This window comes from Reyranella sp., from assembly GCF_017305915.1.
In the GTDB taxonomy this organism is placed as follows: Bacteria; Pseudomonadota; Alphaproteobacteria; order Reyranellales; family Reyranellaceae; genus Reyranella.
In genome coordinates this window covers 13,957-37,749 of sequence record NZ_JAFKJN010000017.1, presented here as the reverse complement: position 1 = coordinate 37,749, position 23,793 = coordinate 13,957, and the positions used below count along the sequence as shown (strand labels likewise).

22 protein-coding genes, 2 tRNA genes and 1 pseudogene are annotated in these 23,793 nt (G+C 67.2%); 8 read left to right on the top strand and 17 right to left on the bottom strand.

Translation table 11 applies throughout. From position 1 onward, the window contains the following. Positions 1 to 19: 19 nt before the first annotated feature. The 15 genes and pseudogenes from J0J01_RS16320 to J0J01_RS16250 form a co-directional block, all read right to left on the bottom strand. A complete protein-coding gene (locus J0J01_RS16320) occupies positions 20 to 1,918 on the bottom strand; it encodes an ABC transporter substrate-binding protein (RefSeq protein ID WP_296382400.1) in 1,899 nt (632 codons plus the stop codon). Between the two features lie 111 nt (positions 1,919 to 2,029). Then, the gene (locus J0J01_RS16315) at positions 2,030 to 2,977 is read right to left on the bottom strand and encodes a tripartite tricarboxylate transporter substrate binding protein (protein WP_296382398.1); all 948 of its coding nucleotides are present in this window, start codon (positions 2,975 to 2,977) and stop codon (positions 2,030 to 2,032) included. A 4-nt stretch (positions 2,978 to 2,981) separates the two neighbouring features. Further along, on the bottom strand, positions 2,982 to 4,556 hold the full coding sequence (locus J0J01_RS16310) for an FAD-dependent monooxygenase (protein WP_296382395.1): 1,575 nt from the start codon (positions 4,554 to 4,556) through the stop codon (positions 2,982 to 2,984). A 68-nt stretch (positions 4,557 to 4,624) separates the two neighbouring features. Next, the gene (gene metC, locus J0J01_RS16305) at positions 4,625 to 5,818 is read right to left on the bottom strand and encodes a cystathionine beta-lyase (RefSeq protein ID WP_296382393.1); all 1,194 of its coding nucleotides are present in this window, start codon (positions 5,816 to 5,818) and stop codon (positions 4,625 to 4,627) included. A 23-nt stretch (positions 5,819 to 5,841) separates the two neighbouring features. Further along, complete coding sequence (locus J0J01_RS16300; RefSeq protein ID WP_296382392.1) at positions 5,842 to 6,405, bottom strand: GNAT family N-acetyltransferase; 564 nt, start codon at positions 6,403 to 6,405, stop codon at positions 5,842 to 5,844. Next, positions 6,402 to 7,262 carry an SDR family oxidoreductase gene (locus tag J0J01_RS16295; RefSeq protein ID WP_296382390.1) on the bottom strand — a complete coding sequence of 287 codons (861 nt, stop codon included), beginning with the start codon at positions 7,260 to 7,262 and terminating at the stop codon, positions 6,402 to 6,404. Before J0J01_RS16295 ends, J0J01_RS16300 begins: the two co-directional genes overlap by 4 nt. Beyond that, positions 7,262 to 8,122, bottom strand: coding sequence for a 3-mercaptopyruvate sulfurtransferase (gene sseA / locus J0J01_RS16290; RefSeq protein ID WP_296382388.1), 861 nt, complete (start codon positions 8,120 to 8,122; stop codon positions 7,262 to 7,264). Before sseA ends, J0J01_RS16295 begins: the two co-directional genes overlap by 1 nt. 13 nt (positions 8,123 to 8,135) lie before the next feature. Beyond that, on the bottom strand, positions 8,136 to 8,837 hold the full coding sequence (locus J0J01_RS16285) for an alanyl-tRNA editing protein (protein WP_296382386.1): 702 nt from the start codon (positions 8,835 to 8,837) through the stop codon (positions 8,136 to 8,138). 9 nt (positions 8,838 to 8,846) lie between these two features. After that, on the bottom strand, positions 8,847 to 9,761 hold the full coding sequence (locus tag J0J01_RS16280; RefSeq protein ID WP_296382384.1) for a ribokinase: 915 nt from the start codon (positions 9,759 to 9,761) through the stop codon (positions 8,847 to 8,849). Continuing rightward, the gene (gene kynU, locus J0J01_RS16275; protein ID WP_296382382.1) at positions 9,761 to 11,005 is read right to left on the bottom strand and encodes a kynureninase; all 1,245 of its coding nucleotides are present in this window, start codon (positions 11,003 to 11,005) and stop codon (positions 9,761 to 9,763) included. Before kynU ends, J0J01_RS16280 begins: the two co-directional genes overlap by 1 nt. Further along, entirely contained in the window at positions 11,002 to 12,003 is a 1,002-nt protein-coding gene (locus tag J0J01_RS16270; RefSeq protein WP_296382380.1) for a cysteine synthase A, read from the bottom strand. Before J0J01_RS16270 ends, kynU begins: the two co-directional genes overlap by 4 nt. Before the next feature lie 60 nt (positions 12,004 to 12,063). Next, positions 12,064 to 12,663 (bottom strand): NUDIX domain-containing protein, encoded by a 600-nt coding sequence (locus tag J0J01_RS16265; protein WP_296382378.1) that lies wholly within the window; start codon positions 12,661 to 12,663, stop codon positions 12,064 to 12,066. After that, positions 12,663 to 12,848, bottom strand: a pseudogene (locus J0J01_RS16260) (VOC family protein); the annotation flags it as partial. The gene J0J01_RS16265 and the pseudogene J0J01_RS16260, both read right to left, overlap by 1 nt. Positions 12,849 to 13,005: 157 nt before the next feature. After that, positions 13,006 to 13,080: transfer RNA gene (locus tag J0J01_RS16255), tRNA-Asn, on the bottom strand. A 98-nt stretch (positions 13,081 to 13,178) separates the two neighbouring features. Further along, positions 13,179 to 13,252, bottom strand: a tRNA-Cys gene (locus J0J01_RS16250). 127 nt (positions 13,253 to 13,379) lie between these two features. On the opposite strand from J0J01_RS16250, the gene J0J01_RS16245 reads away from it, so the two are divergent. The 8 genes from J0J01_RS16245 (at position 13,380) to J0J01_RS16210 (ending at position 21,955) form a co-directional block, all read left to right on the top strand. After that, complete coding sequence (locus J0J01_RS16245) at positions 13,380 to 14,042, top strand: protein-L-isoaspartate O-methyltransferase (RefSeq protein WP_296382376.1); 663 nt, start codon at positions 13,380 to 13,382, stop codon at positions 14,040 to 14,042. A 77-nt stretch (positions 14,043 to 14,119) separates the two neighbouring features. Next, entirely contained in the window at positions 14,120 to 15,523 is a 1,404-nt protein-coding gene (locus J0J01_RS16240) for a TolC family outer membrane protein (protein WP_296382374.1), read from the top strand. Next, on the top strand, positions 15,520 to 16,095 hold the full coding sequence (locus J0J01_RS16235; protein WP_296382371.1) for a DUF2497 domain-containing protein: 576 nt from the start codon (positions 15,520 to 15,522) through the stop codon (positions 16,093 to 16,095). The genes J0J01_RS16240 and J0J01_RS16235 overlap by 4 nt, the downstream gene beginning before the upstream one ends. A gap of 71 nt (positions 16,096 to 16,166) precedes the next feature. Continuing rightward, a complete protein-coding gene (locus J0J01_RS16230) occupies positions 16,167 to 18,848 on the top strand; it encodes a valine--tRNA ligase (RefSeq protein ID WP_296382369.1) in 2,682 nt (893 codons plus the stop codon). Beyond that, the gene (locus J0J01_RS16225; RefSeq protein ID WP_296382366.1) at positions 18,845 to 19,312 is read left to right on the top strand and encodes a GNAT family N-acetyltransferase; all 468 of its coding nucleotides are present in this window, start codon (positions 18,845 to 18,847) and stop codon (positions 19,310 to 19,312) included. The genes J0J01_RS16230 and J0J01_RS16225 overlap by 4 nt, the downstream gene beginning before the upstream one ends. Continuing rightward, positions 19,313 to 20,899: a flavin monoamine oxidase family protein gene (locus J0J01_RS16220; RefSeq protein ID WP_296382364.1), complete on the top strand. Its 1,587-nt coding sequence runs from the start codon at positions 19,313 to 19,315 to the stop codon at positions 20,897 to 20,899. Beyond that, positions 20,896 to 21,276, top strand: coding sequence for a cytochrome c (locus J0J01_RS16215; RefSeq protein WP_296382362.1), 381 nt, complete (start codon positions 20,896 to 20,898; stop codon positions 21,274 to 21,276). Before J0J01_RS16220 ends, J0J01_RS16215 begins: the two co-directional genes overlap by 4 nt. Positions 21,277 to 21,316: 40 nt before the next feature. Beyond that, complete coding sequence (locus J0J01_RS16210; protein WP_296382361.1) at positions 21,317 to 21,955, top strand: macro domain-containing protein; 639 nt, start codon at positions 21,317 to 21,319, stop codon at positions 21,953 to 21,955. 520 nt (positions 21,956 to 22,475) lie between these two features. Here the strand turns inward: J0J01_RS16210 and J0J01_RS16205 are convergent. Further along, a complete protein-coding gene (locus tag J0J01_RS16205) occupies positions 22,476 to 22,949 on the bottom strand; it encodes a GNAT family N-acetyltransferase (RefSeq protein WP_296382359.1) in 474 nt (157 codons plus the stop codon). 6 nt (positions 22,950 to 22,955) lie between these two features. Continuing rightward, a complete protein-coding gene (locus tag J0J01_RS16200) occupies positions 22,956 to 23,789 on the bottom strand; it encodes a phytanoyl-CoA dioxygenase family protein (RefSeq protein ID WP_296382357.1) in 834 nt (277 codons plus the stop codon). Positions 23,790 to 23,793 lie beyond the last annotated feature (4 nt).

The following is a 23,793-nucleotide window of genomic DNA, read 5'->3' as shown; positions in this document are numbered from 1 at the left end:
CCGATGACACTGCGCGGCCCTACTGGCTGATCCAGAACGTGTCGGGCTTGTAGAGCCCGATGTACCCGCCCGGATCCCAGGCCCAGTAGCCTTTCTCCGGGACGTTTTTCACCTTCTTGCCGGTTGTCAGCGGCTGGCGCACCGAGTTCACCGTGCCGATCGAGAAGACCTGCTCGGCGTTGATCGTCAGGATATCGTCCCATGCCTTGCGCCGCTCGGCGGCGTCGGTCGAGCGCTCCCACTGGTGCAGCAGCTCGAGCAGCTTCTTGCCTTCCTCGGTGTCGCAGGCTTCGCCCTGTTTGCCGTGCGATTCTATGTAGAGGCCCCACTTCGGCCATTGCAGGCCGCCCTGCATGGTCGGCGCGAACTCCCTGGGGCTGGTGTCGACCGTCGGCGCGGCCGTGGTCACGCCGGCATAGGCAGTCATCATCGCCTCGCCGGACGTGGTGCGCAGGCGGAAGTTATCGGTGGTCTGCGCCCTGAGCTCGATGCGGATGCCGACCTTCTTCCAGTGGTCTCTGACCAGGGTCATGTTGTCGACCTCGTCGGCCTTCTCGCTGGTGTGCTCGACGACGATCAACGCCGGCTGGCCGTTGGGCAGCAGGCGGACGCCGTCGCGGCCCTTCTTGTCGAGCCCGACCTCGTCGAGCAGCTTGTTGGCCGCGTTGACGTCGTGCGTCGACCACTTGGTGGCGAGCTCCGGCTTGAACAGCGGGGAGCGCGGCATGATGGTGTTGGCCGACGGCTTGGCCATGCTGCTATAGACCACCTCGCTCAGCTCCTCGCGGTCGATCGCCAGCGACAGCGCGCGGCGGAAGCGGACGTCACGGTTGAGCTTCCTCCAGGTCTCGTCGGCGGCATTCATGTTGGGATAGAAGGCGACCTCCGAACCCGAGCCCTTCTCCCAGAGCACGACCTTGATGCCGGATTTCTTCGCAGCGTCGCGCAGGAAGGTGTAGTCGCGCAGGCCGAGATAGCGCGGCTGCAGGTCCGATTCGCCGAGCCCCGCCTTGGCCGGGATCAGGTTGGACGCGACCACCGTGAAGGTGACCTTGTCGAAGTAGGGCAGCTGCACGCCCTTCTCGTCGATCCGGTAATAGAAGGGGTTGCGCTCGAACACGAAGCGCTGCGACGGCGGTGGCGTCACGAGCTTCCAGGCATTGAGCGTCGGCAGGTCCGGATTGTCGTTGCCGTACATCGCGTCCTGGCGGTGGAAGACGTTGGCCCAACGGCTGCCTTTGTAACGCTTCAGGATTTCCTCCTCGGGCGTGTACTTGCCGTGGAGCGTCTTGAGGTAATGCGCTGGCCGGAACAGGAAGAGAGGCGCAGCACGCGCCTGGCTTTCGATGAAATAGGGGTTGGGCTTGTCCCAACTGTAGCGGACCGTCCGCTCATCGACGATCTCGACCTTGGGCGGCTTGCCGTCGACGAGGAGTTCGACGGACGGTCCGCGAGGCGACAGTTCGCTGTTGTTGGCGACATCCTCCCAGAAGAAGCGGAAGTCCTCGGTGGTGAACGGCTTGCCGTCCGACCACTTGTGACCGGCCCGCAGCTTCAGCGTGAAGTCGCGGTTGTCCTTGGCCTCGTAGCTCTCGAGGATGTCGGGCTGCAGCTTGAACTGGTCGTCGTACACGATCAGCCGCGAATTGGAGTAAAGCGTCATCAGTCGAGTGTCGCGTGCGCTCGCCACCAGGATGTTGACCTCGCCGCCCGGCTTGCCCGCGCCGTCGGCGCCGGCGAAATGCTTCACGATCGCCGGCGCGTCGGGGATGCGCTTGTCGACCGACGGCAGGGAGCCCGCCTTCACCTGCTCGGCGAGGCACGGCGTCTCCTGCATCTTGACCGTGGGAGCCGCCCGGGCGATCGCCGGTGCCAAGACGGTGAGGGCTACGCCCGCGGTGAAATCGCGTCGTTTCATCGTGTCGCCTCATCCTGCCGTTATTGTTGGGAGAACGGTCGGGCAATGCGCTCTCTGCATCAAGTCTGAAAGAGTCCCCCGCAACATACGGTCGCAGGCTGCAACCCGTCGTCAATCGATCTGGATGCCGAGCGGCGGCAGGACCTTTTTGTAACGTTCGATTTCACTGGCGACGTAGGCCGCGAACTCGGCCGACGGCAGGCCGACGATCTCGGCGCCGTTGTCGCGGGTGAAGGTCTCGAACGACTTCTCGTGCGCGGCCTTGAGGATGTTCTTGTGGAGCTGGTCGACCGTCGCCGCCGGAAGCTTGGGCGGTCCCCAGAAGCCCGACCAGCCGGGAATGTCGGCCTCGATGCCGTACTCGCCGAAGGTCGGCACGTCAGGCTGCTGCGGCATGCGCTTGGCGCTCGAGATGCCGAGCATGCGCAGCTTACCGGCCTGCAGGTACTGCATGATCAGCGACGGCGAGACGAAGAAGGAATCAATCGTGCCGGCCATCGCATCGTTGATCGGCGTGCTCTTGTAGGGCACGTGGATGAGCTGCACCTTGGCGCTACGGCAGAACAGCTCGCCGACCACGTGCGTGGTGTTGCCGATACCCGACGAGCCGTAGGTGATCTTGCCCGGCTCGGCGCGCGCCGCCGCGAGGTACTGATCCATCGTCTTGAAGCGCGATTCGCCCGACACCATCAGCCCGAAGCCCTGGCTGCGCGTCAGCAAGGTGATCGGCGTGAAGCCCTCGACCGGATCGTAGGGCAGCTTGCGCATCAGCACGGCGTTCGTGGTGTGGCCGCCGGTGGTGTAGAGCACGGTGTTGCCGTCGGGCTTGGCGCGCGAGACCTCGAGCGTGCCGATGGTCGTGCCGCCGCCCGGCTTGTTGTCGACCATCGCGGTTCGGCCGGTGGCCACGCGGAATGCCTCGGAGAAGACGCGCATGGTGTTGTCGGTGCCCGAGCCCGCGCCGAACGGGACCACGATCCGCAACTGCTCCTCGGCGAGGGCCGATCGGGCAGCGAGCAGCGTCGCCCCTGCCAGGACGGTGCGTCGCGTCAGGAGCATTGGATCAGGCCGTTCCGGTGATGGCGTTCATCGTGCCGGCCAACGTGCGGCCGGGATCGGTGGCGACCCCGGCGCTACGCCAGGCCACATGCCCGTCCGGCCGCACCAGGACGGCGCCGTCCGCGTCGATACCGTAGAGGTCGCGCCACGGCTCCTCGTCGCCGAGCACGATCGGCTCGATCGCGTTCGGCATCGCTGCCTCGGCCCAACCGCCCTTGGTGCCCGCCAGCAGCACGAAGCCGTTGCCGACCAGATCGATCGTCGAGACGCGCACGCCGCCCTTCTGCACCCAGGCGTGCGGCGCGCGAGCGCCGGGCCAGGCCGAAGGCGCGTACTCGGTCACCGGATCGGCGACGACGGGGCGGGGGCTGCCGTCCGGGATCACGGCGCGCGACTGGTAGGTCGCGCCGAAGATCATGCCCTGCTCGTTGAGGAACTCGCGGCGCGCGCCCTTGCCCTGCAGCGTCTTCGCCATCCGGCCCATCGACGCGGCGTTGGCCAGCGCCTGCTCGGTGATCGCCTTGCCGAAGGGCTGGCGCTCATCATGGTAGGTGTCGAGCAGCGCATCTGCCGCCTTGCCGTTGAGCACAGTAGCCATCTTCCAGGCGAGGTTCTGGACGTCCTGGACGCCGGTGTTCATGCCGAAGCCGCCGGTCGGCGGCATCTCGTGCGCCGCGTCGCCGGCCAGGAACACGCGGCCGTCGCGATAGCGCTCGGCGACATGCGCCGAGGCGACCCACGGCGCCACGCCCAGCACCTTCACCGGCAGATCGGGAACGCCGACGGCGCGCCGGATCATGGCCGCCGAGTGATCGGGCGTGAAATCCTCCGGTTTGCGGCCGTGCGCCTTCAGGGAATTGACCAGAAAGCCCCAGCGATCATGCGCGTTGATGGTGAGGAAGGTCGCGCGCATCTCCTCGTTCTCGACGAAGTAGAGCGCGGCCGGCCGGTCCTGCGTCCACGGCCGCAGGTCGGCCTCGAGCAGGACGTTCACGCTGTCATAGACGTCCTTCTTGCCCTGCATGCCGATGCCGAGCGCGGCGCGCACGCGGCTTTGCGCGCCGTCGGCGGCGATCATGAACTGCGCGTTGACCTGCTCGGAGGCGCCGGTCTTGACGTTCGTGATGGTCGCCAGCACGCGCGTGTCGTCCTGCTCGAACGTCGTGAGCTCGGTGTCGAAGAGCAGCGTGCCGAGCGGCTGCTTCTCGGCGCATCGCCGTAGCACCGGCTCGAGATAGTCCTGCGCGCAGAGACAGGCGCGGACCGGCGTCACCTCGGCGCGCTGCATGCTCTGGCCCCACGGCACGCGCCGCTCGATCTCCTCGCCGGCCAGGGTCTTGGTCCAGACGATGAAGCCGACCTTGTCGGGCGGCAGGCCGGCGGCGCGGACGTCGTCCTCGATGCCCTGCTGGTGGAAGATCTCCATGGTCCGGGCGTTGATGCCGCGCGCCTTGGGATGGATGGCGGTGCCGGGATGGCGTTCGACCAGCAGCGACTCGATGCCGAGCCGCGAGAGCATCAGCGAGGCGGTGAGGCCGACCGGCCCACCGCCGACGATCAGGACGGGAACTTCCTTCATGGCCCGAGCGTCCCCTGCGGGGACCGCCAAGGCAAGCGGCAGCCGCGACCGCTGTGCGGCAGCCGGCGTCAGGCGTTGTGGGCGCGGTTCAGCCGGTCGAAGCCTTCGGCGAGGTCGGTCTTCAGGTCCTCGACATCCTCGAGGCCGATATGGACGCGCAGCACGTGCTTGTCCTTGGGCCACGGCACCGCCGAGCGATAGTTGTCCGGATGCGCCGGGATCAGCAGGCTCTCGTAGCCGCCCCACGAGGCGCCCATGCCGAAGATATCCATGCCGTCGAGCATCGCGGCCACCGCCTTCTTGCTGGTGCCGTCGCGCAGCGTGAACGAGAACAGGCCGGACGAGCCCTTGAACTGCTTCTTCCAGTTCTCGTGGCCGGGGCAGTCGGGCAGGGCGGGGTGCAGGACCTTGTCGACCTCGGGCCGCGTCTTCAGCCAGTGGGCGATGGTGAGGCCGCTCTTCTCGTGATGGCGCAGCCGCACCGCCATGGTGCGCAAGCCGCGCAGCGCGAGATAGCTGTCGTCCGGCGCGGCATGGCAGCCGAAGTTCTGGCAGGCCGTCTTGGCGACCTCGAACATCGCGCGGTCGCGGCAGGAGATGATGCCCATCATCGCGTCGGAATGGCCGACGATGTACTTGGTGCCGGCGTGGATCGACAGATCGCAGCCATGGTCGAACGGCTTGAAGTAGAGCGGCGTCGCCCAGGTGTTGTCGATCAGCACCGCGGCGCCGTGCTTCTTGGCAACGGCGGCGATCGCGTCGACGTCCTGCACCTCGAAGGTCTGCGAGCCCGGCGCCTCGAGATAGACGACCTTGGTGTTAGGCTTGATCAGTTTCTCGATGCCCGCGCCGATCATCGGATCGAAGAAGGTCGTCTCGACGCCGAAGCCCTTGAGCGTGGTGTTGGCGAAGCGGCGCGCCGGACCGTAGCAGTTGTCGGTCAGCAGCATGTGGTCGCCGGTCTTGAGGAAGCCGACGATCGCGCCGGTGACCGCGGCGAGGCCCGACTGCACGGCAATCGAGCGATGCGCACCCTCGATCGCGGCGACCGCATCCTCCAGGGCCTTCTGCGTCGGCGTGCCGTTGCGGCCGTAGCCGAAGCCCTCGAACGGGACGCGGTTCTCGAACTTCTCCATGGTCGGGGAGAGGATGGTCGAGGCGTGATAGACAGGCGGATTGACGATGCCGAAGTTGTTGTCGGGATCGCGGCCGGCAACGGCCAAAACAGTGTCGGGGCGGGTATAAGTTTTCTTCGCGGTCATGGTGACCGACTATGGCACAGCCGTTACTTCGGCGGCCACCGATAGATGTCCGGCCACAGCACGCGCGGATCCTGCAGCTCCGTCTCTTCGCGCCTGACGATGCGAAAACCTGCCTTGCGGTACGTGTCGAGCGCGCGCGGATGGTCGACCGTGTTGGTGTTGAGAACAAGCGTCGCGGCGCCGCGCGTAAAACCGCGCTCGATCGCGCGGTCGAGCAACCACGGGCCGATGCGTTGGCCGATGTACTCGGGTGTCAGGCCGAAGAAGACGATCTCGTCGTCGTAGAGCTCGAAGTAGCCGACCAGCGCGCCGTCGTGCAGCGCGACATGAACCTCGTGACCGGGACGGTTGAGCAGGGCCGTCAGCGCCGCCTCGCCGAGCAGCCGGCGCTCGTACCACAGCCAGTCGCGGCCGACGCGATCGTAGAGATCGAAGTAGACCGCAGCCGTCGGCCGAGGCACGCGAACGATCTCGATCGCGATCCGGGGCGGCTGGCCGCGTCGCGTCCAGTCCTTCGGCGCAATCTCGAGGTACGTGATCGTGACCGGTAGCGTGCCGTCGCTACGCGGCGGCGGCTGATGCGTCATCGAGCGGGCGGCAGCAAGCCGATCTGCCGGGCGATCGTGCGATCGACCAGGCGCTTGGGCAGCCGGGTCGTCAGGAACTGCTGGAACGGGTTGGGCGCGAGCGTGTAGCGGGTCTTCGGCTTCGGCGCCGTGAGCGCCGTCTTCACCGCCTCGCCGATGCGCTCGGGCGGCAGCCCCTTCGCCGCGATGGTCGTCATGAAGGCCTTCATCTTCTCGACCGCGGCGGCATAGGGCGTGTTGGCGAAGGCGGCGACGCGATCGTCGCTCTTGCCCCAGATCGGCGTCACGACCGCGCCGGGCGCGACGATGACGACGTCGATGCCGAACAGCATCAGCTCGCGGCGCAGCGCCTCGGACAGCCCCTCGACCGCGAACTTGGAGGCGGCGTAGGGCCCGGCGAGCGGCAGCGCATTGCGGCCGCCGACCGACGAGATCATGACGATGCGCCCCGGCGCGCCCTTGCGGCTGCGATCGGCGCCAAGCAGCGGCGCGAAGGCCTGGGTGACGATCAGCTGGCCGGTCACGTTGACGGCGAACTGCTGCTCGAAGTCCTCGATGGGCAGATAGAGCAGCGGTCCGGCCACCGCGATGCCGGCATTGTTGACCAGGCCGGCCAGGGTCGCGTCGGCCAGCGCCTGCTCGACCGTCTGTGCCGCACGGGCCACCGCCGCCCGGTCGGTGACGTCGAAGAGGAGGGGCGTGAAGCCGGCGCCGAACTCCTGGGCGAGGCGGTCGGCATCGGCTTGCATGCGTACGCTGCCGAAGACATGGAAGCCCGCCGCCGTCAGGACCTTCACGCAGGCCGAGCCGATGCCGGTCGAGGCTCCGGTGACGACAACGGAACCTCGGGCAGCCATCACGCCGCCCCGGTCACGACCGGCGTGTCCTCACGGCCACCCCATTCGGTCCACGAGCCGTCGTAGATCGCGGCCTCGGGCGCGCCGGTGAGATAGAGGGCAAGCCCGACGACGCAGGCGGTGACGCCCGAGCCGCAGCTCGCCGTGACCTTCTTCGCCGGATCGATGCCGGCCGCCTTGATGCGGGCCTGCAGCTCGGCTGCCGGCAGCATGGTGCCGGTCCGGGAATCGAGCAGGTCGTTGTAGGGCAGGTTGAGCGCACCCGGCATGTGGCCGCTGCGCAGGCCGGCGCGCGGCTCGGGCACCTCGCCGCGAAAGCGGTTGGCGGCACGGGCATCGACCACCTGCTCGCGCTTGCTGTCGAGCAGGCCGCGCACATCGTCGATCGAGCGCACCAGCGTATTGTCCAGCCGCGCCGTGAAGTGGCGCTCGCGCGGCGGCGTCGGGTCGTCGGTGACTGTGCGGCCCTCGGCCATCCACTTGGGCAGGCCGCCGTCGAGCACCGCCACGTCCTTGTGGCCCATGGCGCGGAACATCCACCACACCCGGCAAGCACCGGTCATCGGCGAGGTGTCGTAGACGATGATCTTGTTGCCGTCGCCCAGCCCGAGCTTGCGCACCCGCGAGGAGAACTTCTCCGAGGTGGGCATCATGTGCGGCAGCGGATTCGAGGTGTCGGCGATCTCGTCGATATCGAAGAACACCGCGCCCGGGATGTGCTGGTTCGCGAACTCGGCCTTGGGATCGCGCTTCTGCGCCGGCAGGAAGAACGAGCCGTCGACGATGCGGATGTCGGGCGCGTCGAGATGGTCCGCGAGCCACTCGGTGCTGACGAGGGCGTCGGATCGGGCGTAGTTCATTGGGCGGTCCTCTCTACGGCAGCGCGATGATGAACCGGCGGTTCATCTTCCCCTTGTTCTCGATCTTGATGCACTCGACGCGGCCGATCTCGGCGGTCTGCGCGACGTGGGTGCCGCCGCAGGCCTGCAGGTCGACACCTTCGATCGACAGCAGCCGCACGCGGCCCTGGCCCATCGGCGGGCGCACGCTCATGGTCTTCACCAGCTCGGGCCGCGACGTCAGCTCCTCGTCGGTCACCCATTGCGGCACGACCGGGCGGTCGGTGCTGAGGATCTTGTTGATCTCCTCGGTCACCCATTCCTTGGTCGGCACGTCGCCTTCCAGGTTGAAATCGAGCCGGCTCTTGTCGGCATTGACCTGGCCGCCGGTGACGTTGCCCTTGATGACCGCCGACATGACATGCAGCGCGGTGTGCATGCGCATGTGCTTGTAGCGGCGCTCCCAGTTGATCTCGGCCTGCACCTTGGCGCCGAGTTCGGGCTTGGGCGAGGCGGGGTCAAGCACGTGCAGCACGTCGTTGCCGTCGGCCTTCACGGTGTCGACGATCTTGGCCTCGCCGCCGGCCCAGCGCAGCACGCCGGTGTCGCCGGGCTGGCCGCCGCCGGTCGGATAGAAGATCGAGCGATCGAGCCGCACGCCGCGGTCCTCGACCGCGGTCACGGTGGCGTCGGCCTGCTTGAGGTATGCGTCCTGACGAAAGAGTTCTTCGACCATGGGCAGGATTTAGGCCCGCGCGAGCCGCGCCGCAACGTCCTTGGCCGAGGGCATCGAGGGCGCCGCGCCCAGCTTCTCGACTGCGCAGGCCGAGGCGGCACAGCCATATCGAGCGGCCTCGACCGGCGTCGCCCCGGCGGCCAGCTTCGCCGCCAGCGCGCCGACGAAGCAGTCGCCTGCACCGGTCGTGTCGACGACCTTGGCCGGGAAGGCTGGGATGTTGGTCTGGCCGTCCCTGGTTACGACCACGGCGCCGCGCTCGCCCAGAGTGGCGATCACCGCCCGCGGCCCGCGCGTCCGCAACCGCTCGCAGGCCTCGCCGACCACGCGACGGCTGCTCGAGCCGCGGAGCCGGCTGCCCGTCGCCTGGGCGAGCTCGATCTCGTTCAACACCGCGATATCGACGCACTTCAGCATGCGGGCGGGATGAGGGACGAACGGCGCCAGGTTCAGCACGGTGCGCGCACCGGCCTGTCGAGCCTGCATGAGCAATGCATGCGTGGTCTCGGTTGGAGTCTCGAACTGCGCCACCCAGACCTCGTCGCTGCGCGGTCGCGTACGCACCATGGCGCTGGTGAAGTGATGGTTGGCGCCCGAGGCGACGGTGATGGCGTTGTCGCCCTCGGCCACCTGGATCAGGGCGAGGCCGGTCGCGTGCGGGCGCAGCGCGCGCACGCCCGAGCTGTCGACGTCGTTGTCCGCCAGGAAGCCGCGCAGGGTGTTGCCGAAGGCGTCATGGCCGATCGCGCCCAGCATCGCCGTCGAGGCGCCGAGCCGCGCCGCCGCCACCGCCTGGTTGAGGCCCTTGCCGCCGGGCAGGAACGAGACCCTGGCACCGAGAAGCGTCTCGCCGGCCTGCGGCCGCCGCGCGCTCTCGACGACCACGTCCATGTTGAGGCTTCCGCAGACGACGACACGGCTCATCAGGTCACCAAAGAACGGATGGCAAAACGCGGCTCCTGCCAGGCGCCGCTGCGCAGGATGTCGGCCAGCGCCTTCGCCGCGTCGAGCACGTCGCGATAGCGCAGATAAAGCGGCGTGAATCCGAAGCGCATGATGTCGGGCGCGCGGAAGTCGCCGATGATGCCGCGATCTATGAGGGCCTGCACGACCTCGTAACCGTGCCCAAAGGCGACCGAGACGTGGCTGCCGCGCAGCGCCGGATCGCTCGGCGTGACGATGCGCAGGCCGAACTCGCGGCTGATCGGCGCGAGCAGGTCCATGAACAGGTCGGTGAGGGCGAGGCTCTTGGTCCGCAGCGCCGCGAGATCGACGTCGTCGAACACGTCGAGCGCCGCCTCGAGCGCCCGCAGCGACAGGATCGGCTGGGTGCCGCACAGCATCCGCCGGATGCCCGGTGCCGCCTGGAACGTGCTCGCCATGGCGAAGGGCTGCGCATGGCCCCACCAGCCTGACAGGGGTTGCGCCAGGCGGTCGTGATGGCGGCGCGCCGCGAACACGAAGGCCGGCGCGCCAGGGCCGCCGTTCAGGTACTTGTAGGTGCAGCCGACGGCGAAATCGGCCTTGGCCGCGTTGAGGTCGATCGGCAGCGCGCCGACGCTGTGGCAAAGGTCCCAGACGACCAGCGCGCCGGCTGCCTGCGCACGGCCGGTGAGCCCCGCCATGTCGCGCAGCACCCCCGAGCGATAGTCGACGTGGTTGATCAGCACGACGGCGGTGCGCTCGTCGATCAGCGTATCGATCGGCTCGTGCGAAGCCGCCAGACGCAGGGTCGTGCCGGGACGGGACTTCGCCACACCCTCGGCCATGTAGAGGTCGGTGGGGAAGCTGTCGGCTTCGGCCAGGATGACGCCGCGGTCGGGCCGCAGCGCCAGCGCCGCATGCAGGGCCTTGTAGATGTTGATCGAGGTGGTGTCGGTCACCACGGTCTCGCCCGGCTCGGCGCCGATCAGGCGGCCGACACGATCGCCGAGCGTGTCGGTCAGGGTGAACCAGCCAGCGGCATTCCAGCTGCGGATCAGGCCGTCGCCCCATTCCTGGCGCATGGCGTGGCTCACTTCGTCGAACGCGGCCTTGGGCGGCGGCCCGAGCGAATTGCCGTCGAGGTAGATCACGCCGTCCGGCAGCGCGAAACGATCCCGCAAGGCCCGTAGCGGATCGGCCGCGTCGAGAGCGGCGACCGCGTCCGAGGACGCGCTGTCCGTCATTTCATCCAGGGCGGCAGCGGCAGGTTCTTCTCGCGCAGGAAGGCGGGATTGAACAGCTTCGACTGATAGCGCTGGCCGCCGTCGGCCAGGATGGTGACGATCACCTTGCCCGGACCGAGGTCCTTGGCGAGCCGCATGGCGCCGACGATGTTGATCGCCGTCGAGCCGCCCAGCACCAGGCCCTCGTGCTCGATCAGGTCGAACAGGACGGGCAGGGCCTCCTCGTCGGTGATCTGGTAGGCCAGGTCGATCGGCGTGCCTTCGAGATTCTTGGTGACGCGGCCGTTGGCGATGCCTTCGGTGATGGAATTGCCTTCGGCTTTCAGCTCGCCACGCACGACCCAACTGTAGAGCGCCGAACCCATCGGGTCGGCGAGCGCGATCTTGACGTCCGGATTGCGCTCTTTAAGAGCCCGCGCCACGCCGCCCAAGGTGCCGCCGCTGCCGACCGAGCAGGTGAAGCCCGCGACCTTGCCCTCGGTCTGCTCCCAGATCTCCGGACCGGTCGTTCGATAATGGCCTTCGCGGTTGGCGACGTTGTCGAACTGGTTGGCCCAGATCGCGCCGTTCGGCTCGGTTTTGGCCAGCTCATCGGCGAGCGTGCCGGAATAGCGCACGTAGTTGCCGGGGTTGGCGTAGGGCACGGCCGGCACCAGGCGAAGGTCGGCGCCGCACAGCAGCAACATGTCCTTCTTCTCCTGGCTCTGCGTCTCCGGCATCACGATGACCGAGCGGTAGCCGCGCGCATTGGCGACCAGGGCGATGCCGATGCCGGTGTTGCCGGCGGTGCCTTCGACGATCACGCCGCCGGGCCGCAGCTTCCCTTGTTTCTCGGCATCCTCGATGATGGCGAGCGCGGCGCGGTCCTTCACCGAGCCTCCGGGATTGAGGAACTCCGCCTTGCCGTAGATCTCGCAGCCCGTCGCGGCGGACGCGGCCTTGAGCTTGATGAGCGGCGTGTTGCCAATGCTGTCGATGAAACCCGACCGGACCTTCATGTCACTCTCGCTCCGTGCCCCGCGCTCGCTCCCGCCCGCACGGTAGCGCAAAGCGTTGCGCTAGCGCCAGCGCTTGCGCACCTCGTCGCGGTGCAGAGCGAGCCACAGCAGCGCGATCACGCCCACGGCATTGTCGACCTCATTGCGCTCGACCATGGCGTAGGCCTCGGCGAAGGGCAGGACCTTGACCAGGATATCCTCGTGCTCGTCGGCGAGGCCGAACACGCCGCCCGCCTTCGAGGAGTCGACCCGGCCGAGGAAGACCTCGCAGGCTTCGGAGCAGGCGCCGGGCGTCAACATCACGCGGGTGATCGGCAGCAGCTCGCCGACCTCGAGGTTGGCTTCCTCGACGGTCTCGCGGCGGATCATCTGCTCGGCCGTCTCGTTCTCCTCGATGATGCCGGCGACGACTTCCCACACCCAGGGATGGTGCCCGGCGACGTAGGCGCCGGCGCGGAACTGGCGGATCATCACCACCTCGTCGCGCCCGGGATCGTAGAGCAGCACTGCGCCAGCCTGGCCGCGCTCGAACACCTCGCGGCTCACGAGGCCGCTCATGCCGCCTCGATGCAGCGTGTGGCGGAAGACGTAGCGGCCGACCTTGAAGTAGCCCTGGAACGCGACCTCGTGACCGACCAGCTCCGCCTTCTCTTCACTCATCAGTCCGCTCCGTCATACGCCTTCTGCAGGGCGGCGAGGTCGAGCTTCTTCATCTGCATCATCGCCTTGAAGGCGCGCTCGGACCTCGCCGACACGCCCGCCTTGTACATCTCCAGCAGTGCCTTTGGCACGATCTGCCAGGACAGGCCATACTTGTCCTTGAGCCAGCCGCATTGCTGCGCCTTGGGTTCGCTGCCGGCGCCGTGGGTTCATGATTGTCGTCGGCCAGCCGGCCCGCAGGTCGTAGACGACCGCCAGAAGAAGGGCGAGAAGGAGGCCCTTGTCGAGGCCATCTCCCTCCGGACGCTGGGCATCCGAAGGGAGACGTTGCCTTCTTCAGTTTGGCTCCGGAGGCAGGGTTCGAACCTGCGACCCGGCGATTAACAGTCGCCTGCTCTACCGCTGAGCTACTCCGGAAAAATTCTGTCGCAGACCGGCGGTATGGTGACCTGCGAGGCCGCGTCTTTTGGCAGAGCGCCTCTGGAGAGGCAAGTGCGCAATAGTCGGCCGGTGCGTGGAGGCCTGGGCCGGAATCGAACCGGCATTGACGGATTTGCAGTCCGCTACATAGCCACTCTGCCACCAGGCCGGCGCGAGGAACGGCGGTGCTATACGCATGGCCCATGGGCCGGTCAAGCACGGCCCGCGACCGCGCGGCCTTTGACGCTCTTGGGCAGCGCTGCCTATATACACCCAACATTTTGGGGTCAGACTTGATGACGGACTTCACGCTCGCACGTCGCAACATGATCGACGGCCAGCTCCGCCCAAACCGCGTCAACAATGCGCAGCTTCTGGCCGCAATCGCCGACTTGCCGCGCGAGCGCTTCCTGCCGGCAGGCCTGCGCTCGGTCGCCTATGCCGACGACGATGTGCCGCTGGGCAACGGCCGCTGCCTGATGGAGCCGATGGTGCTGGCCCGCCTGATCCAAACGCTGCAGCCGCAGCCGGAGGACAAGGCGCTGGTGGTGGCCTCGGGCCCCGGCTACGGCACCGCGCTTCTGGCACGGCTCGTGAAGTCGGTCGTGGCAGTCGAGGCCGACACCGGCCTGGCCGGTTCGGCCGAGCAGACCATCAGGCAACTGGGCATCGCCAACGTGCGCCACGTCATCGGGAAGATGGAAGACGGCCATGCCGGCGAGGGTCCGTACGACGTGATCCTGATCGAGGGCGCCGTGCAACATGTGCCGGCGGCGATCGTCGGCCAGCTGGCCGAGGGAGGCCGGTTGGGCACGGTGATTGCTGCTGCGTCGGCCGGAGTGCTGGGCGTGGCTCAATTGATGGTCAAGGAGGGCGGCATCGCGTCAGGCCGTCCGATCTTCGATGCCGGGACGCCGGCCCTGCCGGGCTTCGCACCGCCGCCGCGCTTCACGTTTTGAACAGGCGCGCGGTCAGTTGTGGGGCTACCCATGGCGGTTCGTGCGATGATAGGCTCCAGGTAATGAGGGTAGTTTCCATGCGTATCCGGCCCCCTTCGAGGCTCGCCTGCGCGGCGGTGGCGCTTGCGCTCGCGGCCGGTCCGGCTGCGCACGCCCAGAGCCTGATCGAGGCCCTGTCGACCACCTACAACAGCAACCCCGACCTGCTGGCCCAGCGCGCTGTGCTGCGGCAGACCGACGAGACGCTGGCCCAGGCGGTGGCCAACTGGCGGCCGAAGGTTTCGCTGACGGTCGAGTACAACAAGATCGAGCTCGACTCGCTGCCGGTCTCGCGCGCCAGCACCTATTACGCCCTGAACGGCCGCACGACCCTGCTGTCGGTCACCCAGCCGATCTTCCGCGGCGGCAAGACCGTGGCCGACACCAAGACCGCGCAGGCCAACATCCAGTCGCAGCGCGCCCTGCTGGCCGACACCGAGCAGCAGGTCCTCCTGCAGGCCTCGACGGTCTATGCCGACCTGCTGCGCGACATGGGCATCGTCGATGCCCGCAAGAACAACGTCCGGGTGCTGGTCCAGCAGCTCGACGCCACCCGCGAGCGCTTCCGGGTCGGCGAGCTCACCATCACCGACGTGTCGCAGGCCGAAGCCCGCCTCGAGCAGGCCAAGGCCGACCTGGTGCTGGCCGAAGCGCAGGTGCGCATCGACCAGGCGACCTTCCTGCGCGTCATCGGCACGAAGCCGGGCAATCTCGGCGAGCTGCCGCTGGTCGGCGCGCTGCCGGCGAGCGAAGAAGAGTGCGTGGCGCTCGCCATGGACTACGCGCCGCGCGCGATCAGCGCCCAGCAGCGCATCACTGCGGCAAGCTACGGCGTGAACAGCGCCATCTCGGTCCTGCTGCCGCAGGTCAACCTGGTCGGATTCATCCAGTACCAGCAGGACCTGCAGGTGCCGAACGACCAGTTCTACCAGTACGGCGTGCGCCTGCAGGCAACCGTGCCGATCTACCAGAACGGCAGCGAATGGTCGGCGATCCGCCAGGCCAAGGAGCTGGTCGGCCAGCGCCGCAACGAGCTCGACAGCGCGCGGCGGACCGCAGCCCAGTCGGTGATCTCGTCGTGGCGCAACCTCGATTCGGCGCGCTCGCGCGTCACCTCGTTCACCGCCCAGGTGCGCGCCAACGACGTCGCCCTGAACGGCGTCCGCCAGGAGGCGTTGGTCGGCTCGCGCACCACCCTGGACGTGCTGAACGCCGAGCAGGAACTGCTGAACTCGCAGGTCAACCTGATCTCCGCCCGCCACGACGTGCAGGTGAACTATTACGGCGTGCTGTCCGGCATCGGCCGCCTGACCGCGCGCACCCTCGGCCTGCCGGTCGAGTACTACGACGAGGAGAAGTACTACAACGAGGTCGGCTCGCGCTGGATCGGCGACTGGGGCAGCACAAGCGGCAGTTCGGCCGGCTCGGGGAGCGGCAAATGAGCGACGCCAAGGGCGCCGGCAACGACCCTTCGATGGACGACATCCTGGCCTCGATCCGCAAGATCATCTCGGACGACGAGGCGAGGGCCCAGGTGAGCGGCGACGCCGCGCCGGCGCCCGGCGCCAGGAACGACGACGTGCTGCTGCTGACCGACCTGGTCGAGGAGCCGTCGGAACTGCCGCAGGCCGCGCCGACGCCGCTGCCGCAGCGGGTCGATCCGGTCGATGCCAGCGAGATGCCCCAGCCCATGGTACCGGCATTTTCGCCCGCAGCACCCGTGACATCAGTCACTCCCGTGGAGGCTCCTATGAAGCAACCTTCCGACAGTCTCGTGGAATCGGGCGCCGCCAGCGTCGCGACGTCCGCCTTCGAGCGCCTGAGCCAGGCGGTGCAGGACAGCGTGCCGACCCCGACGGCCCAGGATGCCGGCCCCTCGGTGGGAAGCCGCAATCTAGAGGACATCGTCAAGGAGATGCTGCGCCCGATGCTGAAGGAGTGGCTGGACAAGAACCTGCCGCCGCTGGTCGAGCGCTATGTCGAACGCGAGATCGTCCGGCTGACCCGCCGCTGACCCCAGGCGCCCGATCCCTCAACCAACGCCACGGGCCCGCACCGTGGCGTTTTTCGTTATAAGACCCAGCAATGCTCGACAAAACCTACGACCCCAAGGAGATCGAAGCCCGCCTGTATCCCGAATGGGAGCAGGGCGGCGCCTTCAAGGCTCATCCCGAATCGGCCAAGCCGCCGTACTGCATCGTCATCCCGCCGCCCAACGTCACGGGCAGCCTGCACATGGGCCATGCGCTCGACAACACGCTGCAGGACATCTTGATCCGCTGGCGGCGCATGAAGGGCGACGACGTGCTGTGGCAGCCCGGCACCGACCATGCCGGCATCGCGACCCAGATGGTCGTCGTGCGCAATCTCGAGCAGGAAGGCATCGGCCTGGCGGTCGAGGGTGCGGACAAAGGCGCTGATGGCAACAAGAAGCTGCTCAATCGCGAGGCGTTCCTGGCCAAGGTCTGGGAATGGAAGGCCTATTCGGGCGGCACCATCACCCGCCAACTGCGCCGGCTCGGCGCCTCGGCCGACTGGAGCCGCGAGCGCTTCACCATGGACGAGGGCCTCAGCCAGGCCGTGCTCAAGGTGTTCGTCGAGCTCTACCGCCAGGGCCTGATCTACAAGGACAACCGGCTGGTCAATTGGGACCCCAAGATGCTGACCGCGATCTCCGACCTCGAGGTCGAATCGCGCGAGGTCAAGGGCAGCCTGTGGTTCTTCAAGTACCCGATCGAGGGCAGCGATGAGCACATCGTGGTCGCCACCACGCGGCCGGAGACGATGCTCGGCGACACTGCCGTCGCCGTGCACCCCGACGATCCCAAGTGGAAACACCTGATCGGCAAGCATGCCGTGCTGCCGCTGGTCGGCCGTCGCATCCCGATCGTCGGCGACGAGTACTCCGACCCCGAGAAGGGCTCGGGCGCGGTGAAGATCACGCCGGCGCACGATTTCAACGACTTCGAGGTCGGCAAGCGCCACAAGCTCGAGGCCATCTCGATCTTCGACAAGTTCGCGCGGCTGAACGACAACGCGCCGGAGAGATATCGCGGCCTCGACCGCTTCGAGGCGCGCAAGCGCATCGTCGCCGACATGGAGGCCGCGGGCCTGCTCGACAAGATCGAGCCGCACAGCCATGCGGTGCCCTACGGCGACCGCGGCGGCGTGCCGGTCGAGCCGTTCCTGACAGAGCAATGGTACGCCGATGCCAAGAAGCTCGCCGAGGCGCCGATCGCCGCGGCGCGCGACGGCCGCGTGACCTTCGTGCCCGAACGCGGCCGCGAGGAGTTCTTCCGCTGGATGGAGAATATCGAGCCGTGGTGCATCTCGCGCCAGCTCTGGTGGGGTCATCAGATCCCCGCCTGGTACGGCCCGGACCGCACGGTGTTCGTCGCCGAATCCGAAGGCGAGGCGAAGGCCGAGGCACTCAGGCATTACGGCAAGAACGTCGAGCTTCAGCGCGATCCCGACGTGCTCGACACCTGGTTCAGCTCGGCGCTGTGGCCGTTCTCGACGCTCGGCTGGCCCGAGCAGACGGCGGCGCTCGCCAAGTACTACCCGACCTCGGTGCTGGTGACCGGGTGGGACATCCTGTTCTTCTGGGTTGCCCGCATGATGATGATGGGCATGCACTTCATGACCGAGGTGCCGTTCCGCACCGTCTACCTGCACGGGCTGGTGACGGACGAGAAGGGCCAGAAGATGTCGAAGTCCAAGGGCAACATCATCGATCCCCTGGAGCTGATCGACAAATACGGCGCCGATGCGCTGCGCTTCACCATGGCCTCGATGGCGGCCTCCAACGCCGGCCGCCTGCGGCTCGCTCCGGCGCGGGTCGAGGGCTCGCGCAACTTCGCCACCAAGCTATGGAACGCCACGCGTTTTGCGGAGATGAACGGTGTGGCGCTGCCGAAGGGCTTCGATCCGGCAACCGCGAAGCTCACGGTCAACAAGTGGATGCTGGGCGAGCTCGCCCGCGCCAACGACGCGGTCGACAAGGCGCTGGAGGAGTTCCGGCTGAACGACGCCGCGACGGCGCTCTACGAGTTCATCTGGGGCGTGGTCTGCGACTGGTATGTCGAGCTGACCAAGCCGATCCTGCAGGGTGCCGACGGGCCCGAGAAGGACGAGACCCGCGCCGTCACGGCCTTCGTGCTGCGCGAGACCGTGAAGCTCCTGCATCCGGTGATGCCGTTCATCACCGAGGAGCTGTGGGACAAGACAGGCCATCGTGCCGAGCACGGCATGCTGATCAGCCAGCCCTGGCCTGCGGCATCGGCCATCGATGCGGCGGCCGATGCCGAGATGAGCTGGCTGGTGAAGCTGATCTCCGACATCCGCTCGGCTCGATCCGAGCTGAACGTGCCTGCTGGAGCCAAGCTCAAGCTGCTGGTGGTCGGCGCCGATGCAACGACGCAAAAGCGGATCGACACGCACCGCGCCGCCATCGAACGGCTGGCGCGGGTCGAGGGCATCGAGGCCGCTGCCGCGGCACCCAAGGCGTCGCTACAGATCGTGCTCGGCGAGGCGACCTATGCGCTGCCGGTCGGCGACGTGATCGACCTCAAAGCAGAGAGCGCACGCCTGCAGAAGGAGATCAAGAAGCTCGCGGACGAGATCGGCAAGATCGACGCCAAGCTCGGCAACGCGAACTTCGTGTCGCGTGCGCCGGAGGAGGTCGTCGAGGAGCAGCGTGAGCGCCGCAGCCAGGCCGAGCAGACCCGCGTCCGCCTCAGCACCGCCCTCAAACGTCTGGGTGCATGATCGCGCTGCGCGCCGTAGAGCCTGCCGACGGCGACGCGCTGCATGCGATCTTCACCGAGCCGGGTGTCCGGCAATACCTGTTCGACGGCGCGCTGCTGACCCGCGCGGGGACTGAGCGGCATGTCGAGGCGTCGATTGCCCATGGCGCCTGGGTGATCCTGCAGGACGGCGAGGTCATCGGCCTGACCTCGCTGCGCCCAACCGGCAAGGACCGCGAGCTGACGATCGTGATCGGCGAGCGCCACTGGGGCAGGGGGGTCGCCTTCGCGGCCGCGCAAGCGGCGATGCGCCACGGCTTCGAGGTCCTGAAGCTGCCGCGCATCCTGGCGGCAGTCGACTTGCCGAACGAACGCTCGCACCGGCTGATGCGGCGCCTGGGTTTCATCCCGATGGGAGAGGTTGACGGTCCCAAGTACCGGGCGCGAACCTACGTGGCGGTCAACACGGCGGCTTCGAGGTCATAGATGTCCACGGGTCCAAGTCGGCGCGAGCTGTTGCAGCTGATCGGGCTGACGGCGGGAGGTGCGGCGATGTACCAGGCGATGACCAGTCTCGGGTACGCCGCCGAATCGGGTTACAAGGGAAGGATCAGGCTCGAAGGCGATCCCAAGGGGGCCTCGGTATTGGTCCTCGGCGCCGGACTGGCCGGCCTGGCCGCGGCGCTGGAGCTGCGCCAGGCCGGCTACAAGGTGACGGTGCTGGAGTTCAACAATCGCGCCGGCGGCCGCAACTGGTCGCTGCGCGGCGGCGACAGCTACACCGAGCTCGGCGGCGCGACGCAGAAATGCGAGTTCGACGCAGGCCTCTACCTCAATCCCGGCCCCTGGCGAATTCCGTATCACCACAACGGCCTGCTCGACTACTGCAGGCGGCTGGGCGTGACGCTCGAGCCGTTCCAGCAGCTCAACCACAACGCTTACCTGCATTCGGCCAAGGCGTTCGGCGGCCAACCGCGCCGCATCCGCGAGATCAAGACCGACTTCCAGGGCCATACCTCGGAGCTGCTGGCCAAGGTCGTGCAGAAGGGCCAACTCGACGAGCTGGTGACCAAGGAAGATCGCGAGGTGCTCCTCGAATCGCTGCGCTGGTGGGGCGTGCTCGACCGGAACTACGCCTACAAGGCGGGACTGATCACGTCGGAGTTCCGCGGCTACGAGCGCGATCCCGGCGGTGGGCTCGGCGCCGAGCCGGTGGCGGGCGAGGTGATCGGCCTCAGCGACATCCTGCAATCGCGGCTGTGGCGCGGCCTTTCGTCCTTCGCGGCTTATGAGTTCCAGACCACCATGTTCCAGCCGGTCGGCGGCATGGGCCGGATCGGCGAGGCCTTCACGCGCGAGGTCGGCGATCTCATCACCTACAACGCCCGGGTCACGCGGATCGCGCAGGGCGAGAAGAGCGTGACCGTGACCTATCAGGACACGACGGCGCCTGGCGCCACGCATCAGGTCAGCGCCGACTGGTGCGTCTGCACGATCCCGCTCAGCATCCTGAGCCAGATCGACGTCCAGGTCGGAGACCCGATGCTGGCTGCGATCGCCGCCGTGCCCTACGCCTCGTCGGTCAAGATCGGCCTGCAGTTCAAGCGCCGCTTCTGGGAGGAGGACGAGCAGATCTTCGGCGGCATCAGCTACACCGACCTGCCGATCCGCCAGATCTCCTATCCCAGCAACGACTTCAACACGACCGGCAAGGGTGTGCTGTTGGGCTGCTACACCTGGAACGGCGCCAATTCCTACGAGCTCACCTCGATGTCGCCGCAGCAGCGCATCGAGCGCGCGCTGGACTGCGGCATGCAGATCCATCCGCAATATCGCCGCGAGTTCGAGACCGGCATCTCGGTCGCCTGGCACCGCTCGCCCTTCACACTGGGCTGCGCCGGCGATTGGACGGAGGACGCGCGCAGGCAGCATTACGACAATCTCTGCCAGATCGACGGCCGCATCGTGCTGGCCGGCGAACATGCCTCCTACATCCCGGCCTGGCAGGAGGGCGCGATCCTGTCCGCGCTCGATGCGATCGGCCGCCTGCACAAGCGCGTGGTGCAAGGATGAGACTGGTCGTTTTCTTGACCGCAGCGTCGCTGCCCATCGCCGGCGCGGTCGCCGCCGAGCCGATCTTGAGCCCCGGCTTCCGCTTCAGCGAGCAGACCGGCGAGGCGCTCTACAGCAACGCCTGCCAGGCCTGCCACATGGGCAACGGCGAGGGCGCGACCGGCGCCGGCCAGTATCCCGCGCTCGCGCGGAACCCGAAGCTGGAGACGGCTGCCTATCCGACCTATGTCGTGCTGAAGGGCCAGAAGGCCATGCCGGCGGCCGGCCGGCTGATGACCGACGAGCAGGTCGCCGCCGTCGTCAACTACGTCCGCACGCACTTCGGCAACGACTACGGGCCGCCGACGACCGCTGAACAGGTCAAGCAGGCACGCTGATTGCGGCGCGGTATAATCGCGGCGCAAACCGCAGGGACACATGAAAATCATCCTTACGGCAATCGATGCTCGGCTTGCCGCGGCCTGGTCGAAATTCTGTGCAGATATTGACTGCGTCGTGGTGCATCAGGGCTCCATCCTCGATGTCCAATGCGATGCCGTAGTGAGCCCCGTCAATAGCTTCGGCTTCATGGATGGGGGCGTCGATGCCCTGTATTTCGAGCATTTCGGATCACAGATAGAGGAACAAGTACGCTTGGCCATTCTCAATCGCCATTACGGCGAACTTCTGGTTGGACAGGCTGACATCGTCGAGACTGGGCGCGCCAGTCCACCCTTCTTGATCGCTGGCCCAACGATGCGGGTGCCGATGGCCCTCGGCCGAGAGACGATAAATCCCTACCTGGCAACGCGAGCCGTCCTTCGTCTGGCCACGCACGGCTTGTTCGCCGATGGTCCCTTTGCAGGTCAGAGGATTTCCGACCATGTCCGGGTGCTGGCTTTTCCCGGAATGGGCACCGGCGTTGGCCGTGTATCCGCCGAAGTCTGCGCAAAGCAAGTTCGAACGGCGATTGTGGAACACCTCGAAGGTCGCATCAGCCTTCCAAGTTCCTGGGCGGAGGCAAGCGAGCGGCATCAGCTTCTCTATACCGACCGGCCAACTCGCCTTCAGTATTAGAGCACCGTTGCTTTAGCGAGAAACGGCGATCGGCGTGGTCGTCGCTGAAAGCGCGCCGCTTCGCTTGGCTCGCTGATTTTTATTTGTCGTCGATATACAAATTTCCAACGCAGCGGCGAGCGATTCCCTGGGGAATCTCGCTCCGGAACATCAAAGGTCGCGAATCTAGCGCTTGCAGCGAGCTCATTATGGGCAATGGCCGGCGATTCGAGGCCCGGAAACAGCGGCTTTTCCCCCCGTCCATTGCCCATAGTAGGCGTTCCGCACGTGATCATGCAGTGTCGCGCGCATGATGATGATCGTGCCGCGCCTGCTGTCGCTCCTGGGCCTGAAATCCCCATGGCATCGGCATTTCAGCCCCCAACCCCCAAACAAGGTGTTTTTCCAGCGGGGTGGGGTGTCGGTGGACTCGTGGACTCTTGGCCTGAAACCCTTGTGCCATCGGCATCCAACCGATCCACACCCGAGTGGACTCCTGTGGACTCCCGCCAAGGGCGATTCGACGAAAAGCAGCTTCGCGCTAGCGCAGCGGCTTCGTCCACCAGTTCGATGCGATCGTGAGGTCGGAACGGCGCAGCACCTCGACCTTGGCGAGGTCGCGGTCGGCGCAGACGGCGACGATCTGCGCCGCGCCGTGCTCGTGCAGCAGCGTCGACACGTGCGACAGCAGCGCCTCGCCGATGGTGAGCCAATGCCGCGGCTCCGACACGGCGAAGTCGTCGATCAACCAGATGTCGCCGCCCGGCACAAAGACCGGCGGCGCCGGAAACTTGCGGGCAATCAGAAAGCCCAGGACCTGGTTGCCCTCGACAGCGACCAGGAAATAGGCCGGCGCCTCGATGAGCAGCTTGGTGAAGAAGGCCTTGGTCGTCGCCGCCGAGTCCGCGGCCTTGTGCCAGAAGGCCGGCTGGAACTTCTGGTACTGCTTGCGCTGGCCTTCGATGATGGCGACGACCGCGTCGAGATCCGATGCGGTCGCTCGCCGGATGTCCATGGCGGCTTACGACGCCTTGCGCAGGTCCGGCACGTACGGCCGCGACGCGAAGTGTTCCTGGTTGTCGCTACCCGCGAAACGCAGCCCGGCGCGGCGCAGCGCGCCGTCATCGACCTTGTCGAGCGGCACGAAGTACCGGTCGTCGCCCTTCACGACGGTGTCGTTGTCGACCCGGTTGTAGCAGATCAGCAGCGTCCAGCGCCGCCGGGCCGAGCGGTTGGCGTCGGAGCGGTGGATGGCGTTGCAGTGGAAGATCAGCGCATCGCCCGGCTCGAGCTCGCAATACTCGACCGGGCACTTGTCCAGGATGTAGGGCATGCGCTTGGGATCGACCTCGTTCTGGGTCGGCGACAACGGCGTATGGTCGATGCGGCCCAGCCGGTGCGAACCGGTGGCGATCTGCAGGCAGCCGTTCTCGCGGTTGGTCTTGTCGAGGGCGATCATCACCGACAAGAGGTCGGGCCGCAGGCAGCCGTTGTAGTACCAGTAGCCGTAATCCTGGTGCCATTCCCAGGCGCCGCCGACCTCGGGCTCCTTGGCCGTGAGCTTGGACTGGTAGTGATAGACGTCGCCGCCCAGCAGGTGCGCTGAGGTGTCGACCATGCGTTCGCAGCGGGCGGCGAGCCCGTAGACCGAATCGCCGGCGCGGTTCCACAGCGCGATGCGGGTCGAGCGGCCTTCGCCGTCGCGCCGATCGAGGATGCTGGAGCGCACCGCAGGGTCCTTCTCCATCGCCTCGGTCAGCAGCTTGATCTCGTCGGCGGCGAACAGGCCGCGGGCGTAGGTGAAACCCTTCTCGTTGAATTCGGCCGCCTGTGCGGCGTTCAGCATGTTGGGCATGGGT